Source organism: Paenibacillus apiarius (assembly GCF_017052585.1).
Taxonomy (GTDB): Bacteria; Bacillota; Bacilli; order Paenibacillales; family Paenibacillaceae; genus Paenibacillus_B; species Paenibacillus_B apiarius.
The window spans coordinates 4732356-4748921 of record NZ_JAFFHZ010000001.1; the positions used below are offsets into that span (position 1 = coordinate 4732356).

General features: G+C 52.8%; 17 protein-coding genes. 12 read left to right on the forward strand and 5 right to left on the reverse strand.

The window, feature by feature from the left end; all coding sequences use genetic code 11:
- Positions 1–68 precede the first annotated feature (68 nt).
- The 9 genes from JSQ80_RS21150 to JSQ80_RS21190 all read left to right on the forward strand — a co-directional run bounded on the left by JSQ80_RS21150 (position 69) and on the right by JSQ80_RS21190 (position 8873).
- On the forward strand, positions 69–548 hold the full coding sequence (locus JSQ80_RS21150; protein ID WP_087432917.1) for a YlbF/YmcA family competence regulator: 480 nt from the start codon (positions 69–71) through the stop codon (positions 546–548).
- Between the two features lie 425 nt (positions 549–973).
- Complete coding sequence (locus JSQ80_RS21155; protein WP_206096577.1) at positions 974–2671, forward strand: GspE/PulE family protein; 1698 nt, start codon at positions 974–976, stop codon at positions 2669–2671.
- A complete protein-coding gene (locus JSQ80_RS21160; protein ID WP_206096578.1) occupies positions 2672–3733 on the forward strand; it encodes a type IV pilus twitching motility protein PilT in 1062 nt (353 codons plus the stop codon).
- A 54-nt stretch (positions 3734–3787) separates the two neighbouring features.
- Positions 3788–4999 (forward strand): type II secretion system F family protein, encoded by a 1212-nt coding sequence (locus JSQ80_RS21165; protein ID WP_206096579.1) that lies wholly within the window; start codon positions 3788–3790, stop codon positions 4997–4999.
- 107 nt (positions 5000–5106) lie between these two features.
- The gene (locus tag JSQ80_RS21170; protein ID WP_206096580.1) at positions 5107–5508 is read left to right on the forward strand and encodes a prepilin-type N-terminal cleavage/methylation domain-containing protein; all 402 of its coding nucleotides are present in this window, start codon (positions 5107–5109) and stop codon (positions 5506–5508) included.
- Positions 5509–5571: 63 nt separating this feature from the next.
- Positions 5572–6348: a prepilin peptidase gene (locus JSQ80_RS21175; protein ID WP_240463740.1), complete on the forward strand. Its 777-nt coding sequence runs from the start codon at positions 5572–5574 to the stop codon at positions 6346–6348.
- An 11-nt stretch (positions 6349–6359) separates the two neighbouring features.
- Positions 6360–7529: a type IV pilus biogenesis protein PilM gene (gene pilM / locus JSQ80_RS21180; protein WP_206096581.1), complete on the forward strand. Its 1170-nt coding sequence runs from the start codon at positions 6360–6362 to the stop codon at positions 7527–7529.
- Positions 7526–8137, forward strand: coding sequence for a hypothetical protein (locus JSQ80_RS21185; protein ID WP_206096582.1), 612 nt, complete (start codon positions 7526–7528; stop codon positions 8135–8137). The genes pilM and JSQ80_RS21185 overlap by 4 nt, the downstream gene beginning before the upstream one ends.
- Before the next feature lies 1 nt (position 8138).
- Positions 8139–8873 carry a hypothetical protein gene (locus JSQ80_RS21190; RefSeq protein WP_087432925.1) on the forward strand — a complete coding sequence of 245 codons (735 nt, stop codon included), beginning with the start codon at positions 8139–8141 and terminating at the stop codon, positions 8871–8873.
- A 60-nt stretch (positions 8874–8933) separates the two neighbouring features.
- Here the strand turns inward: JSQ80_RS21190 and JSQ80_RS21195 are convergent, their stop codons facing one another.
- The 5 genes from JSQ80_RS21195 to JSQ80_RS21215 form a co-directional block, all read right to left on the reverse strand.
- Positions 8934–10448, reverse strand: coding sequence for a hypothetical protein (locus tag JSQ80_RS21195; protein ID WP_206096583.1), 1515 nt, complete (start codon positions 10446–10448; stop codon positions 8934–8936).
- A 42-nt stretch (positions 10449–10490) separates the two neighbouring features.
- On the reverse strand, positions 10491–11141 hold the full coding sequence (locus tag JSQ80_RS21200) for a PilW family protein (RefSeq protein ID WP_240463741.1): 651 nt from the start codon (positions 11139–11141) through the stop codon (positions 10491–10493).
- Positions 11138–11593 (reverse strand): type IV pilus modification PilV family protein, encoded by a 456-nt coding sequence (locus JSQ80_RS21205; RefSeq protein WP_087432928.1) that lies wholly within the window; start codon positions 11591–11593, stop codon positions 11138–11140. Before JSQ80_RS21205 ends, JSQ80_RS21200 begins: the two co-directional genes overlap by 4 nt.
- Positions 11594–11800: 207 nt before the next feature.
- On the reverse strand, positions 11801–12805 hold the full coding sequence (locus JSQ80_RS21210) for an electron transfer flavoprotein subunit alpha/FixB family protein (protein ID WP_206096584.1): 1005 nt from the start codon (positions 12803–12805) through the stop codon (positions 11801–11803).
- A 23-nt stretch (positions 12806–12828) separates the two neighbouring features.
- Positions 12829–13605 carry an electron transfer flavoprotein subunit beta/FixA family protein gene (locus tag JSQ80_RS21215; protein ID WP_087432930.1) on the reverse strand — a complete coding sequence of 259 codons (777 nt, stop codon included), beginning with the start codon at positions 13603–13605 and terminating at the stop codon, positions 12829–12831.
- Between the two features lie 207 nt (positions 13606–13812).
- Here JSQ80_RS21215 and JSQ80_RS21220 point away from each other — a divergent pair, with 207 nt between their 5' ends.
- From JSQ80_RS21220 to JSQ80_RS21230, 3 genes are all read left to right on the forward strand, one after another.
- Positions 13813–14007, forward strand: coding sequence for a hypothetical protein (locus JSQ80_RS21220; RefSeq protein ID WP_206096585.1), 195 nt, complete (start codon positions 13813–13815; stop codon positions 14005–14007).
- Between the two features lie 162 nt (positions 14008–14169).
- The gene (locus JSQ80_RS21225; protein WP_206096586.1) at positions 14170–15867 is read left to right on the forward strand and encodes a long-chain-fatty-acid--CoA ligase; all 1698 of its coding nucleotides are present in this window, start codon (positions 14170–14172) and stop codon (positions 15865–15867) included.
- A 234-nt stretch (positions 15868–16101) separates the two neighbouring features.
- Positions 16102–16521 carry a PaaI family thioesterase gene (locus JSQ80_RS21230; protein WP_087432933.1) on the forward strand — a complete coding sequence of 140 codons (420 nt, stop codon included), beginning with the start codon at positions 16102–16104 and terminating at the stop codon, positions 16519–16521.
- Positions 16522–16566: the final 45 nt, after the last annotated feature.

Sequence of the window (16566 nt, forward strand, 5' to 3'; positions counted from 1 at the left end):
TACAATGAACAAGGGTGCTTGATACATTTTCCAATACACTAGTTCGAAACAGATGGGAGAGGTTCTCATTGTCGCAACAATCACAATCTTCGCCGCAGGATTCGCAACAAGCCCATCAGACGGGCTGCGGGATTCCCTCGTTCAATACGCGCGATCTGCTCGTGCGTGAAGATATTATGGCAAAGGCCAAGCAAATGGCCGAGTTGATATGCACCACTGACGAAGTGCAGCATTACCAGCAGGCAGAGAAGCTGATTCAACAGCATAATCGTGTGCAGGAGCTCATCCCCCTCATCAAGAAGAAGCAGAAGGAAATCGTCGCCTTCAAATCGTTCAAGAACGAGCAGATGGTGGATAAGATTGAAAAGGAAATCACAGCGCTCCAAGATGAACTGGACAACATTCCGCTCGTTGTTGAATTTCAACAGAGTCAGAGCGATGTCAACTATTTGCTGCAGCTCATCATGTCCGTCATTCGGGATACGGTGTCGGATAAAATTAATGTGGAGGCGGCAACACCAGAGGATCCAGAGACGTGCAGCGATTAACGGCTGCATGTTGTACGAACCAGCACCAGGGCGGTGCTGGTTTTTTTGCTGTTTGCAGGCTCCTCTCCGATCTCGTTTCAGTCGAAAAGACATTCTGGACCAGGCCTCTTCTGAACGTGAGGGAGAGTGGAAGGAAGTACAGGTCAGCGTAGCATTGCTGGCTCGAAATTTGATCCTTCTTTAGCTCAATTTTTAGATGTTTTACTAGAGAAATGGCAATATTTCGAACGATATCGACACTGTTATGGATAACAGTTGTGAAATGTAAATGAAATTTAAAATATATATGTGGGATATATTGACAATAAGAATAAGGTGTGGTTATATAGCACTAAGAAAAAGTTTAAGCGCTTATAATTATAGGTATATAGTATTATTGTTTGAGGCGGGGAATAGTCGTAATTACTCTGTATGAGGTGTGACTCATGAAACAGCGCAAGCGAATCGGAGAATTATTGGTCGAAGTCGGTCTCATCACCCCATCCCAATTGCAGCATGCCTTGGCGGAACAAGCCAAGCGGAAAGGCCGGCTGGGAGATATTTTGCTGTCGGAAGGCTTCATTAATGAGCAGCAATTAATCGAGGTGTTGGAATTCCAACTTGGGATTCCGCACATCCAGCTATACCGTCAACAGATCGATCAGCATGCCATCGAGCTTATATCACAGCGCCTTGCCGAACAATATCGGGTCCTTCCTGTCCGAATCGACGGATCGAAGCTTATCGTAGCCATGGAAGATCCACTGGATTATTATGCTATCGAGGAGCTGCGTCTTGCGACCGGATACCGGATTGAACCGACCATTGCCTCGCGTGAGGAGCTTGCGCGCACGATTCGCCGTTATTACGGAATGCAGGAATCGGTGGACGAGATGCTGCAGCAGTTGCAGCTCCACGAAGAAGAATCATTATCCGCCCAACTTGAAGACGAGCAATCCCCGGTTGTCAGAACGGTAAATCAATTGATTACACAAGCGGTTATTATGCGGGCAAGCGATATTCACCTCGATTCTCAAGATGATGAACTGGTGATTCGTTATCGTGTGGATGGCGTGCTGCGTACCGAGCGGACGCTGCCCAAACATATGCAGAATGTCATTGTTGCCCGAATCAAAATTTTGGCCAACTTGAACTTGACTGAACGCCGTTTGCCCCAGGACGGCCGGTTCGAATGGCTCCACGATCATGCTCAATGGGACGTTCGCGTCTCCACTCTTCCAACTATCCATGGCGAGAAAGTCGTCATGCGTCTGCTCAATCAGCACCATGGCCTGACCGGGTTGGAACAGCTCGGTTTCACCCCGCACAATTTAACCCAATTTCAACAAGCAATACAATCTACATATGGCATTGTGCTGCTGACCGGACCGACCGGCAGCGGCAAATCGACAACTTTATATGCGGCCCTGTCCCAGCTACATCACGAGGGCATCAATGTCATGACGATTGAGGATCCGGTCGAATATCAGCTGCCGGGAATCAATCAGGTGCAAGTCAATGCGGCAATCGGGATGACCTTTGCCCGCGGATTAAGGGCGATGCTGCGCCAAGACCCGAATATTATTATGGTCGGAGAAATTCGCGATTTGGAAACCGCGGAAATCGCCATTCGCGCGGCGATGACCGGACATCTCGTACTGAGCACTTTACATACGAATAGCGGCGTTAATACGATGACACGCTTGATGGACATGGGAGTAGAACCGTATCTCGTCTCTTCTTCGTTGCTCTGTGTCGCCGGACAAAGGCTCGTGCGGAAAGTATGCCCGCAATGTGCGCGGCCCTATCAGCCTACGTTGGAGGAGCGAGGGTGGTTGGGACGATATAAGTTGCCGGCCGATGGGTTGCGCCGTGGCGAAGGCTGCGAAGCATGCGCACGAACAGGATATCGGGGAAGACTGGCCATTCATGAGGTGCTGACGATGGATGACAAGCTGAGGATGCTTACCATGAAAAAACGTCCGGATAGCGAATACCGCGCGGCGGCGGCGGCGCAGCGCTTTGCCTCTCTGTTCGAGGATGGTCTGCGCAAAGCGGCGGATGGTCTAACGACGATAAGCGAGGTGTTCCGCGTGGCGAGCCCGGCTGATGAGGAACGTCTGGAAAGGGGTATGCATAACTAAATGAGTATTTTAGAACATTGGTCTGAATGGTTGGAAATTGCGGTGGCCAAGGAAGCTTCAGACTTGCATTTGTCACCTGATATGCCCCCGATGATGCGCGTAATGGGCGAATTGCAGGCGACGGGTAACCGCATTCTGACAGAGGCGGACTGTACGGAGCTGTGCGAAGGGTTATTGTCGCCTCAGCAGTGGCAGCAATTCGTCATCCGTGGGGATGTGGATGCGGCAATCCAGCACAGCGTGGCCGTTCGCATTCGTCTGCATGTATACCGTATGCAGGGATGTCCGTGTATTGCGGCCCGGATCGTGCATAGCAGGACGGCATCCATCGATTCGTTGGGGTTGCCGGAGACCACGCGGCAGCTCATTCACAAGAAGCAAGGACTTGTGCTTGTCGTCGGTCCGACGGGCAGCGGGAAGTCGACTACGTTGGGCGCATTCGTGAACGAGCTGAACCGGACGAAGCCGCTTCATATCGTGACACTGGAGGACCCGGTAGAGAAGTTGCACCGTTCAAAGCAAGGACTTGTTCATCAACGGGAAATTGGAGTTGACACGCCTACGTTTTATGATGGCTTGCGTGCTGCTCTCAGGCAGGACCCCGACATCATCGTCATCGGAGAAATGAGGGACAACGACACTATCTCGACAGCGCTGACCGCTGCTGAGACGGGGCATCTTGTATTTGGAACTTTGCATACGTCCAATGCCGCCATGGCCATCGATAGGCTCATCGACAGCTTCCCGGGCGAGACGCAGCCGCATATCCGTTCGCAATTGGCGTCGGTGCTGGTTGGCGTCGTGGCGCAGCGTTTGGTCCGAAGGCAGTTCGGTAAGGGGATGATAGGGATATTTGAATTGCTGGTCAATATTCCAGCAGTAGCGCACTGCATCCGCTCGGGCAGGACACATCAATTGCCGGGCATTATGCTGACAAGCCGATCCAACGGGATGATTACCTTTTCCCAAGCGTTTGCCGAGGCGGCGGCCAGCGGACTCATAGCTTATGATACGATTCAATCGGATATCGACAGAGGCGGAGAACTTGAAGCTGCGGATTGAAGCGCTCACTAAATTAAAACGCTTATATATTTGGGTGAAATGAGGTTGTTAGTAATGCCTGATTTTCATTTCCAGGCCATTGATGAATATGGTGTATCCCGGCGCGGCGTCGTGAAAACGGCGACGAAGAAACAAGCGGCTGAGCAGCTGCAAGCAAGGAATTGGTGGGTTACGAAGCTTGAGGATCGCAAAGGTCATTGGCTGCACCGCGATATTGCTCTCGGCGGTCCGCGTGTGAAGGTAGGGGAGATGACCGTATTTTGCCGGCAGTTCGCCACGATGGTGCGTGCCGGGATTCCGCTCGCGGAATCCATTCGCATCCTTGCAGAGCAGGCGGGCAACAAGTCATTCGGCGAGGTGCTGCAGCAGGTGCTTGAAGACTTGGAATCGGGGACGCCGCTGTCACAGTCTGCCGAACGCTATCCATGCGTATTTAGTCAAATGTTCGTCAACATGGTAAAGGCTGGCGAGGCATCGGGAAAGCTGGACGAGATGTTGGAGCGGTTGGCCGTCTTCTATGAGAAGGAGCACCAAACACGCGAGAAAGTAAAATCAGCCATGATATATCCGATTATTATGCTCATCATGACCGTTGTCGTCGTCACGGTATTAATGATTTTCGTTATTCCGAAGCTCGTATACAGCTTCACGACAATGGACATCGAGCTGCCGCTGCCAACCCGGATCGTGATGGCCATGAGCGAGTTCATGCAGATCTATAGCTTTATCGTCATTCCGGTTATGGCGCTGCTTCCGTGTGCATGGGTGTTCCTGAAGAAGCTGCCGCGGATGAGGTACCCTTGGGACATGGCGAAGCTGCGGATGCCGGTGTTCGGGACGCTGCAGCAGAAGCAAGCGCTGGCGCGGTTCACCCGAACGTTCGCTTCGCTCTTCGGCGCAGCGATACCGATAGTGGACACGCTGACCATTGCGGCACGCGTCACGGGCAATGAGGTGTACGGACGCATCATACGCGATGCGCGTGAAGATATCAAGAGCGGGCAGTCGTTGACGGAAACGTTCACTGAGCATGCTTGGTTTCCGCCGATGCTGGTGCAGATGATGGCAGTCGGGGAACGGACCGGCAATTTGGATGAGATGATGGAGAAGGTCGCTGATTTTTACGAGCGCGACGTTGAAACGATGTCTGATCGTTTGAAGGCGATGCTCGAGCCGCTCATGATTGTCGTGCTTGCCGTAATCGTTGGCTTTATCGTGCTGGCTGTAATGCTGCCGTCGTTCAAGCTGATGGACAATCTGCGGTAATCCGTATTCGAAGGGGCGGGTTCAAACAGGGGACCTGCTGCACGATTCAAAACGGTTTTACGGAAGTAAAACATATATCATTTTTCTAGAGAGGGGAAAGGTAAATCATGAGTATGGCATGGGTACAGGAGCGGGTGAAGGCCGCTCGCAACGAGAAGGGGATGACGCTGATCGAACTGCTGGCGGTTATCGTTATTCTGGGGATTATAATTGCAATTGCAGCGGTAGTTATTATTGGTCAGTTCGATAAGGCAAAGGATACATCGGATGCAACATCGATGAAAATAGTGACGGATGCAGCACAACGATATATCTTGGATAATCCAAAAGAAAAAATCGACGAAAATGGTAAGGAAATTACGATGGACGCTCTTGTTAAAGGGGGATACATTAAGGAGCCCCCTAAAAACTCAGAGGGAAAAACATTGCAATCTATTAATGTTAAATATACTTCCGCTACTGATAAGACTCTTATAATTTATCCAACTTGGAAGGATACTACTCCATAAGTCTCACATGTTTATCATTCAGAAAGGTAACTCGCGAGAGTTACCTTTTCCTTAGGGGGAACGATGATGGAAATGGCACTGGCAATGTGGGTTGTCAGCTTCGCCCTGCTTGGGCTCTGCATCGGCAGCTTTCTTAACGTCGTCGCTTACCGGGTGCCGCGCGGGGAGTCCGTCGTGGCTCCGCCTTCGCGTTGCACCCACTGCGGGGAGCAGGTGCGGCCGTATGATCTGATTCCGCTCATCAGCTATGTAATCCTCCGGGGACGCTGCCGCTCCTGCGGTATGCCGATCGCGGCGCGCTACCCCTTGGTGGAGCTGCTGACGAGTGCCGCCTTCGCCGCCGTTGCTTGGAACATGCCATGGAACGGGGAAGCGATCGTGGGGGCGCTGCTTAGCTCGGTCCTGATCGCAGTGGCGGTGATCGACATTGACTGGCGGATCATCCCGAACCGCATTGTTGCATGGGGGATGGGACTCGGGTTGTTCATGCGCTGTTTCATTCATCCGCTGCCATGGTGGAATTATGCGCTCGCAGCCGTTGTCTGCTCGGGGCTGCTTCTATTGCTTGCGATCGCAAGCAATGGCGGAATGGGCGGAGGGGATATTAAGCTGTATCTATTCATTGGCATGGTGCTCGGTCTAGCTTCAGCGCTGTTGTCGCTGTTCACAGCGAGTGTGCTGGGGCTAGTGTACGGCTGTGTGCTGCTATGCTTCAAGCCTGCCTTCGGCAAAGACCGCTCTTTGCCGTTCGCGCCATTCATTGCCGCAGGCGCATGGTGGGCCTACTTGTACGGAGAAGGGGTTCTGCACGCGATGCTTCAATATATCGTTGCTGCATAGGAGGTGTGCGAATGAAGCTGCGCAGGAATAACAATAGAAGAGTAGGTTTGGAGATTAACGATACGTGGCTGCAGGCTGCTGAAATTATAGAACAACCGATGGAAATCCAAGTCGTGCAGGTCAAGCGGCTGCCGCTCGGCGCAGGGATCGTCGAGGAAGGACGCGTGGTTCGCCCGGATCTCTTGACGGCAGCCCTTATCGATCTGTGGGAGAAAGCTGGTTTCCAGTCGCGCGAGGTACATTTCGGCATTCCGAGCGCTTTTGTGCTGATTCGGCATTATCAGTTGCCATCGGTCGTGAAAGCGGAGCTGCAAAAAATGATTGATATGGAGCTTGAGCTGCGCACGCGCCTTCCATTTTCCGATCCAATCTATGATATTGTGTCTTATCCGCAAGATCCGCTTGATCGGAACGAAGTAGAGGAAGAATTGGAGCCGGAGCCCGTTCCGGCTGTTAACAACGCGAACGATGAAGCCGCCGCTACAATCGTAACCGAATGGCGCATGACGACATTATGGAGCAGGCTTCGCAGCGGACTGCGCAGGCCCACGCACCGCGATCAGCCTCAGGTTGTATCAAAGGCGCGCAGCGATGTATTGTTGGTAGCTGTGCCGCAATCGGAGATGATTCGGTATCGCGATGCGATGGAAGCTGCCAAGCTGGTGCCGCGGGTCTTCGACATTAAGCCATTGGCTGTGCATCGATTGTTGCCGCGCCTCCCAGAGGCGCACTATGCCCGTACATATGTTATGGCCAGCATACATGCGAGGCATACGGACATTTTCCTGTTCCATCGCGGCCAGCTGCGTCTGACGCGGAGCTTGTCCATCAACATATCCGCCTCCACATCGATGAGCGGAAGCAGAGTTACGCCTTTGTCCGGGGCGACGATGAATGAGACAGAGGCATATGAATCGGTGTGCGATGAGTTGGCAATGGAATTGGAGCGGCTCATAGAATTTTACCGTTATTCGTCCCAGCAGCAGAGCGAGCCGATTCAATTCGTATTCATTTGCGGCGATACGGACGGTTTAATCGAAATGTATGCCGTGCTGGAACGGAAGCTGGATATGCCACTCAGGAAGCTCGCGGACACGGACACGATTACGACCGAATTGGAAAAGCCTCTTTATCCATTCGCGGTCCCGGTTAGCTTGGCGTGCAGAGGAGGGAGCGTATGAACTTAATGCGCAATACCTCGCAGGCACAGCCTGAGCTCATTAATTTGCTGCCGATCCGTCCGCGTCTCGAACAGCGCTTTCGGCTCTATTTATGGAGCGGAATCGGTATCGTTATAATGGCTACTGCGTTATTGACGTTCGTTACTATTCAATATCGCCAAGGTACCGAACGAATGGAGGCGGATATGAACCGGCTGCGCAGTCAGATTGCCGAGGCGCGGCTGCAGAAGGAACCGACCCCAGTCACTGTCATGTTCACGCAATTAACGGATCAATCCAATCAATTAATCGCAAAGAGGCTTGACTGGGGAAACATGTGGAGCCGTTGGACTGATGCGATGCCTGATGCGATGACTTGGAAGCGGGCTGACGCGGATTCAATAGCAGATAGCGGGGCTGATATCATCAATATGTCACTCATCACGCGCGATGCGGATGCTGTCGCGGCTTACCTGGCTCTTTTGCAGTCAATGGACGCAGTGCAGTCCGTACAATTTCAGCAATGGTCAGGCAATACCGAGCAAGGAACGAATGTGGAGCCACCGTTGTTGGAAGTGGAGTATATCGTCACGCTGCGGCCGCGCGGCATGAGGGAGGCGGCGAAATAACATGGCGGATACGAGAAGCAGACACACGCCGTCCCCAATAAAGAGTAAGAAGCTATGGTTGCTTCTTGTATGGGCAGGCGGGAGCCTGATTCTGCTTGCTATCTTGGTATTCGGATGGCTGCCTGCCCAAGAAGCGCGCCAGCAGCTTACCGTATTGGAAGATATCGAAATGCTTGAAAAGCGGCTCGCAAGCATACGCAGTCAACCTGATCCGGCCCAAGCCACTGCAGCCGATTGGCACAGGTGGCATCGGTCCGTCCCCGCGAGGCATGACGAGAGCGCATGGCTGCAGGAGGTTCGGGATTTATCACGCAGAACGGGGATTAACGTGAAGAAGCTGCGCTTCGTCGACCGACAGCTGCTTGTTCCAACTGAGCTGAGACAGGGTGAAGCGGATGCGGGTGCTGGCGGATCGGCACCAGACGCTGAAAATGAATATAACGAGGAGGGCACATCTTCCGCAGCGGAGAATGGAACACAGGAAGAGCAAGCGAAGCCTGCGCTTGAACAGTGGACATATGAGCTGGAAGGAACGGCCGATTACGAGAGCTGGTTGTCGTGGCTGTCTGATATACAGCGGCAAGAGCGGCTGCATCGAATTGAGAAATGGACTATGCAGCATTCGTACCGTATAGATAAGCCTGGATCGGACAGCGAAAGTCCAGACTCGTTCAATGTGCAGCTTACCATTCATGTGTATGCATCTCCCGGAACTGGCACATTGGCATCGGGTTGACAATTTATAATAACCGGAAGCGGCAAGCCTCCGGTTATTCCTTATCCCGGCCTATGGTTCTTACTGTTCGCGGCGCGGATCCCAATCGGGGATGCCGATGCAGATGCCTCCATCGATGATGATGGACGTGTCGCTAACGTTCCGCAGCAGGAACCGATTATGGAATCCTTGCAGCCCCATATCGCCGCCTACAGCAAGCGTGCCTCCAAAGTCAAATATAACATTGTTGTTCGCGGTCAGATTGTCCTTCACTAAAACATCTCCGCGCACGTTTATCGTATTTTCGCCTCCGAGCATGATGCTTCCCGCTATAATGTCCCGCGTGAGAGCCGGATCCGTAAAGATACGATTATTGACCGTCAACTGCCCAAGAACGACAATCCGGTCGCCTCCCACTGTGGAATTCCCGCTGGAGGTCATGCTTTCAGCGTAAAGCAGCTCGGTTGCCAGCAGTTGAGCATTGTCGTTTACCTCCAGCTTGTTTTTTACGATGATGCGATTGGCCTTGATAACAGTGGGTTCGATCGTGGCTCCGTACTCATTTTTCCAGTCGCTTGCAGCAAGCGGTCCGTCAATAATGAGATCGCCATGAATCGTTAAATGCCCGCCATTGTGCAGCGTTAACGATGATACATGCATGTTCCCGTAAATTTCCGCGTTCACGTAGGAGTCGTATGTAAGATTATGCCCAACGATATGTACGCGCCGATCCTTGGCGCCGATTGTGTACGAGGCTTGCGGCGCATTACGATCGACGACGTCGATATCGAGTTTAATCGTTTCTCCTGCCAAGGCTTCCGGCTTGTCGACCTCAGACAAGTCATGTTGACACTTGCTCCCGCAGCTGCGATCGTGGGAAGGAGCTGTCATTGCCAAGCTGTCCTTCTGCCTGTCCGCTAAAAATTTGCCGATAGGCGACTGCAAGTCAGAATGCTGTCGAATAACAACATCCTCCGGTCCGTCCTCTTCATCGCCGCTTTGCTTGACATGTATAGGCGGGTCTTGCCATTTATCTTGATACGGATCCATGTATTTCCCCTGCAACAGCAGCCTATCCAACGTGCAGTCGCGATCATCCGGATTCGGCGATACGACTGTGTCTCCGAAGCGAGGCGACTTCAAGAAGGAGTAAATCATTTCTTTCTCGCCTTTCTGCAAGGAGGCCTCGCTCTTTATATAAAAGCGATCCGCATCTTTATGAATATCAGCAGGGAGCTCTCCACTATTAGTAATATCGTTCATGCCTACGATTGTCGACCAGCCGCTTCCCGTTTGCACGGTTTTGTTGCCCAATCCTGCGTAGGTTTTGCGATAGTTATCAGCAGTGACTTCTATTCCGCCCATCTTGCGTTGAAATTGGTTTAAATAGGCAATATAGCCTTCCATATTGCCTACCGTCATTTCCTGCGCAATCCGCTGTTCAGAGCTTAGATGCTGCTGCACGACCCCAGTGCCGACGATCTGGAGCAAGAGCGGGACGGTCAGAAATAACAGAATCATGCACAAAAATACAATCATCATGGCGCTCCCGCGTTCCCGGCGCAGAATTCGCATGCATAAATGCAACTTGTTCACGGTATCAGTCCCTTTCTTCAAATAAGTCCAGCCGAGCTTGCATTACCGATCCTTCATCAATTTTGCCGTAAGCGTGTAGCGTGAGCTGGCATTGCCGGACGTTAGCTCAGGCCGCCCCATCGAGTCCCTGCCGATGCTCTGGAATTCCAGTTCGGCTTCCAGAAGACTTCCCGCCTGAGCAATGGCGGGCAACGTTGCTGTGTTCACTGCTGTTCCATCCGGCAATTGAACGATGCGAATGCGCGGAGCAGCCGGCATGTCATGGGCAAGCGAATACTGATAGCGATAGCGATCGGGATTCGATTCGAAAGTGACGGAAGCCGCGGCAAGCTGGGCGATTGCAGCTTCATCGGATAATCCGGGCGGAACGGAGAATGAGTACACGTTCCACTCCTCCTTGGAAGAATGATGGATGATGGCGCGGTAGTCATTGCCAACTCGAAGCCGAATCTCCTGCGGAGATACGAGGGCGGCGATAGAAGCCTCCGAGATAAGATGATGGAACTGCTTGCTTGTCCAGCGGACGGAAGTCTCTTGCATTTGCGCGGCAGCAATCATGTTGCTGTTCGTCTGCAAGCTCCACCAAAAGGACAGGGCTCCGCCGAGAATGACGGAAGTGATGAGCAAGGCCGCCATGAGCTCCAGCAGCGTCAACCCGCGTTCATTGCGGATGCAGGACTGAATGCGCATCATGATTCCTCCCATGTGACCGAGACCGTCAGCAGCATCGGCCGATTATGATAGGGTGACTCGTTCATGTAGACGATCGATTGCACGACAGCTTGATGATCAGCAGATAGGGAAGCGGGGGCTGCGCCGTCTACATATGGCTGTAGCGGATGGATGGTTACTTGGTATGTGTTGGCTTGGCCGGAATGGGCGCGCACATCGTCGCGGGTGATTCCTGTCGGGCCGATTGATTGCGGCTCGGATCGATACTGATGGAGGAACGATTCCGCGATCGTGACGGCCTCGTGAGAGCGGCCCATCGCTTTGTCCGTCTGCTGAACGAAGCCGCTCAGAGTGATAAAAACAATAAGCAGCATGCTAAATATAGCAACAGCAGCCAACACCTCGACCAGCGTCAAGCCGTCGCGGCGATACAGCTTAAAAGAAAAGCGCTTTAACATTAAGCGGGCAAACATACGGAAACACCTTCCTTTATGAAGTGATCCGATAGGACTTGAGAATGATAGGTGAGACCATTATACCACTTATTCCGTAATTTTACAGTTGATTCTGTGAAAATATGATTACAATGACGACAAAAAGCCTTACATCGTCCGATCCGATGCGACCAGAGACGATGTAAGGATGCAAGTTCTGGATTAAGCCCAAATCAAGGCGGCGCTTTAAACGAGCATCTTGCGGAATTCCGTAGTCAAGAGCGGCACGACTTCGAACAAATCGCCGACAATGCCGTAATCCGCCATCTGGAAGATGGGAGCCTCCGGGTCAATGTTGATTGCAATGATGACGCGTGATTGGCTCATTCCCGCCAAATGTTGAATCGCTCCGCTGATACCGCAAGCAAAATAAATTTCCGGCGTGACGACCTTGCCAGTCTGGCCGATCTGCAAGGCGTAGTCGCAATAGCCGGCATCGCAAGCTCCGCGTGATGCGCCGACTGCTCCGTTCAATACGCGAGCCAGCTGTTCAAGCGGCTTGAAGCCCTCCGAACTTTTGACGCCGCGCCCGCCGGACACGATAATTTTGGCTTCGCTCAAATCAATCGATCCGCTCATCTTCGTAACGACATCGCGGACTACGGTCCGCAGCGAAGGCGCGGGAGCGGGAAGAGCTACGACCGCAGGGGAGGATACCGGCGCCTGTGTCGGCAGCGCACCCGCTTCCGGTGTGAGTGCCGGGAAATTATTTGGACGAATCGTAATGATCCAGGGGTTCGAATGAGTCGTAAATCGCCGGGTCTCGAACGCCTTGCCTGCATAGACAGGGCGCCGGAAGGCGAATCCGTCCGAATCTGGCAAAATGGAGATGACATCGGAAATTTGCCCGGTGTGAAGGTGGGCGGCTAGCATTGGCGCAAGATCGCGTCCCATCGCTGTATGTCCGAAAAGGACGACCTCCGGCGATTCTTGCTCTACAAAAACGCGCAACGCAGAGAAGTACGCCTCCGAGTCGTAATATTTATATCGCTCATCCTCGGCGCAGTAGATTTGGGCGATTCCAGGCATAGACAAGCTTTGTACGGCTTCCTGCAATTCGTGCCCAATGACAAGCGCGATAATCCGGTCGCCGGCTGAGGCCATCTGCGCAACGGCGCCGAGCGCCTCGAACGATACCTGACGCAGTTGGTTCCCCCGCATTTCGGCGATGACAGCATAAGTGCGGCTCATATCGCATCACTCCTTTCTTATAATCAAATGCATTTTGCTTCTTCATGCAGCAAGCGAATCAGCTCTTGTACTTGAGCTGCGGTATCGCCTGCGATCAGAAGTCCCGCTTGACGCGGCGGCGGCGGCTCCAACGCCAGGCGTTCCGTACGGGGAGCCAGCGTGGGGACTTGCGGGAGCTCAGCGGCGGTGACGACGCGAATCGGTTTTCGTTTGGCTTTCATGATTCCCGGAAGAGAAGGATAGCGCGGATCGTTCAATCCTTGCTGCGCCGTAAATAGGGCAGGCAATGCTACATCGAGCAGCTCTGTATTTCCTTCGGCATCCCGATGCACCTTGACTAAGTTGTCTCCCGTTCGTTCTAGTACGGTAATGGCGGATACGTGCGGCATATCAAGCATCGTCGCAACGCGAACCGCAATCTGGGCGCTTCCCTGATCGACGCTGAAATGACCGCCAAAGATGATGTCCGGCTGCTGCTCCTGCAGGATGGATGCAATCCAAGATGAGATGACATATTCATCCTCCGCCGGCCCGCTTCCTTCTGGAGGAACGACATGGATCGCTTCGTCGGCACCCATGGCTAGGGCGGTGCGCAACGCTCCCTGTGAGCGCTCTGGACCTACAGTTAGCACGGTCACGGTGCCGCCATGCGCTTCCTTCCATCGCAATGCTTCTTCTACTGCGTATTCGTCGTACGGATTAATGACCCACTTTACTCCATCTTCCGAAGGTGCTCCGTCTATGAGGACGACCTTTTCTTCGGTATCGAAGGTTTGCTTGATGAGGACAAAAATGCTCATGAAATCACCTCGAGTTATGACTTCTTAATACATGATATGTCCGGACGGGCAAGATATCTCCTATTTTACCGCCGGACAACCTGGGAGATGAATTGCATTTTTTCTAACCAGTCTACATATCCATCAAGCAAGGGCAATCCTCCCGGCTGTTGTTTGGCAATAGTTACGCATATATTCACGTCAGACAGAGGGAGGAGGGGTTATGGAATGCTAATTTATGTTAAATGGCTTGTCCTTATTATCGTTGCTTCCATTGGCGTCGGCATGTTTGTCGAAATGATCCGCAGACGCGCGTTCTACATCCGTTATCGAATATTTCATCACGCGGAACGGCTGCACAAGCAACGGCTGTCGGGCAGGCTGCATCCGTACACACTCGGTCCAGAAGCGCTGAGTCATTAGCTGAAAGCGATTTCCCGGCCTGGATCGGAATCGCATGAACGCGGAATGGGGGCGGCCGGGGGATTCGAGGTGCTGGAGCTGAGCGCTATGCCACCTGTTGATGAGAACGATGAACTGCCATAACTGCAATTCGTATACTGAGAGAGGAAGGAGAGGGTAATCATGCTCGGCGAACGATCTTGGATTCGCTATTATCCCGCAGAAGTGGCTCCGTCCTTCGACTATCCGAAGCATAACGTCGCGCAGTTGTTGGTTCAGGCAGCCGCAGAGTACCCGGACCGGACGGCTATTGAATTTATGGGAGTGTCGCTAACGTACCGGGAGCTGCTTGAATCAGCTTACCGCTTTGCGAATGGATTGCATTCGCTTGGCGTAAAGACAAGTGACCGCGTTGCCATTATGATGCCGAATTGTCCGCACATGGTGATTGCGTACTACGGCACGCTGCTCATCGGAGGCATCGTCGTAATGACGAACCCGTTATATATGGAGGGGGAACTGGCGTTTCAATTAAATGACTCCGGAGCAAAAGTCATCGTGACGCTGGACATTCTGTTCCCGCGCGTGCACCTAATTAAGCGCAACACCCCGCTGCAGCAATTCATCGTCGGGTCCATCCGCGAATATTTGCCTTTTCCGAAAAGCTTGCTCTACCCGCTGAAGGCGAAAAAAGACGGTCAATCGCTGGACATACCCGATGTGCCGGGCGTGTTCCGCTTCAAGTCTTGGCTGAAGTCTTGTTCTGCAGATCCGGTCAGCTGTCCGGTCGATGCGGAGCATGATATCGCGATGCTGCAATATACGGGCGGAACGACTGGCACGGCAAAAGGCGTCATGCTAACGCATTACAATCTGGTGTCCAACGCGATTCAAACCGCTAATTGGTTTTTTGAAGCCCGCCGGGGACAGGAAATCTTCCTGGCCGCCTTGCCCTGCTTCCATGTGTTCGGTCTGACGGTGCTGTTGAACTATGCGATGCATCTGGCAGGCGTGCTCGTGCTGCTGCCGCGCTTTGATACGAAGCAAGTGTTGGAGACGATTCAGAAGATGCGTCCGACTGTCTTTCCGGGAGCGCCGACGATGTATATCGCAATCAATCACCATAAGGAGGTTCATAAGTACGACCTGTCCTCGATCAAGGCGTGCGTAAGCGGATCCGCCCCGCTGCCATTGGAGGTGCAGGAACGCTTCGAATCCATCACGGGAGGCAGGCTCATTGAAGGTTACGGGTTGACCGAGGCTTCGCCGGTCACGCACGCGAATCCGCTGAAGGGCTTGCGCAAGAACGGAACGATAGGCATTCCGTTTCCAGATACGGAGACGAAGATTGTTCATTCTGAGACGAGAGAGCCACTGCCTGCAGGGGAGATCGGAGAGCTCGCCGTACGCGGACCCCAGGTGATGAAAGGGTACTGGAACCGGCCGGAAGAGACGCAAGCGGTACTCAACGAGGGATGGTTGCTGACCGGTGATCTGGCGAAGATGGATGAGGACGGGTTCTTTACGATTGTGGATCGGAAAAAAGACATGATCAATGCCAGCGGGTTCAAAGTGTACCCGCGCGACGTGGAAGAGGTGCTGTTCGAGCATCCGTCAGTCAAGGAAGCCGTCGTCATCGGCGTGCCCGATCCGTATCGCGGCGAGACGGTCAAAGCCTTTATCGTTCGGTCAGAAGGCTTGAACGTAAGCGAGGAGAAGTTGGAGGAATGGTGCCGCGCAAGGCTGGCGGCCTTCAAGGTGCCCCGCATTTATGAATTCCGCGACGAACTGCCGAAGACGATGGTCGGAAAAGTTCTGCGGCGCAAATTGATAGAGGAGGAGACGCTGCGCAGGCAGCAGGAAAAAAAAGCAGGAGATTGAAACGAATCCGCCTCATTCTGAATAGAGTGGTATCTATATAGGACATCGTAAAATACATCTATACAACGGCCGATCGTTGGCATGGACGATCGGCCGCATTGTTTCACAGAACAGGTGCTGTAATCTTTGGGATGATCTGTAGATGAGCGTCGTATATACTATATATAGAAATGAGTACATAAACCATTCCGGTTAATTGTTATAAATAGCTGAACAATCGTGAGGTGGAGGCATATGAGTGAAACAAACAATGATCAGATGAACCGCTGGAACGAGATGGCCGAAAAGGCCAAAGCTTCATTTTGGGGATACTTGGGCTGCGAGCTAGTCCGTGTGGATGAATATGAGACTGTCGTAAAGCTGAAGGTGGAGCCGCATCACCTGAATATGATCGGCATCGTCCATGGCGGCGTGTTGAGTTCCTTGCTCGACAATACAATGGGAATTGCCGCTGCTGCGGCACGGCCGAACGCGAACGTCGTGACGAGCAATTTGAATGTTCATTTCGTGCATCCGCTCAAGGGCGGGACGCTGGAGGTACGCGCCCATGTTGTGAGCGCCACGACCCGGATGCTTACATTATATGGAACGGTTACCGACGATCAGGGCCGCTTGGGAACGATGGGAACAGGCACCTTTGTCGCCAAAGGATAGGTTATCGGTTGACTTTTACCGCCATTTTGTCATAATGACGTTAAG

Bases quoted from the DNA above. Each gene is read 5' to 3' on its own strand.
- JSQ80_RS21155 (WP_206096577.1), top strand. From the start codon at position 974: ATGAAACAGCGCAAGCGAATCGGAGAATTATTGGTCGAAGTCGGTCTC.
- JSQ80_RS21160 (WP_206096578.1), top strand. From the start codon at position 2,672: ATGAGTATTTTAGAACATTGGTCTGAATGGTTGGAAATTGCGGTGGCC.
- JSQ80_RS21165 (WP_206096579.1), top strand. From the start codon at position 3,788: ATGCCTGATTTTCATTTCCAGGCCATTGATGAATATGGTGTATCCCGG.
- JSQ80_RS21170 (WP_206096580.1), top strand. From the start codon at position 5,107: ATGAGTATGGCATGGGTACAGGAGCGGGTGAAGGCCGCTCGCAACGAG.
- JSQ80_RS21175 (WP_240463740.1), top strand. From the start codon at position 5,572: ATGATGGAAATGGCACTGGCAATGTGGGTTGTCAGCTTCGCCCTGCTT.
- pilM (WP_206096581.1), top strand. From the start codon at position 6,360: ATGAAGCTGCGCAGGAATAACAATAGAAGAGTAGGTTTGGAGATTAAC.
- JSQ80_RS21185 (WP_206096582.1), top strand. From the start codon at position 7,526: ATGAACTTAATGCGCAATACCTCGCAGGCACAGCCTGAGCTCATTAAT.
- JSQ80_RS21190 (WP_087432925.1), top strand. From the start codon at position 8,139: ATGGCGGATACGAGAAGCAGACACACGCCGTCCCCAATAAAGAGTAAG.
- JSQ80_RS21200 (WP_240463741.1), bottom strand. From the start codon at position 11,141: ATGATGCGCATTCAGTCCTGCATCCGCAATGAACGCGGGTTGACGCTG.
- JSQ80_RS21205 (WP_087432928.1), bottom strand. From the start codon at position 11,593: ATGTTTGCCCGCTTAATGTTAAAGCGCTTTTCTTTTAAGCTGTATCGC.
- JSQ80_RS21210 (WP_206096584.1), bottom strand. From the start codon at position 12,805: ATGAGCCGCACTTATGCTGTCATCGCCGAAATGCGGGGGAACCAACTG.
- JSQ80_RS21215 (WP_087432930.1), bottom strand. From the start codon at position 13,605: ATGAGCATTTTTGTCCTCATCAAGCAAACCTTCGATACCGAAGAAAAG.
- JSQ80_RS21220 (WP_206096585.1), top strand. From the start codon at position 13,813: ATGCTAATTTATGTTAAATGGCTTGTCCTTATTATCGTTGCTTCCATT.
- JSQ80_RS21225 (WP_206096586.1), top strand. From the start codon at position 14,170: ATGCTCGGCGAACGATCTTGGATTCGCTATTATCCCGCAGAAGTGGCT.
- JSQ80_RS21230 (WP_087432933.1), top strand. From the start codon at position 16,102: ATGAGTGAAACAAACAATGATCAGATGAACCGCTGGAACGAGATGGCC.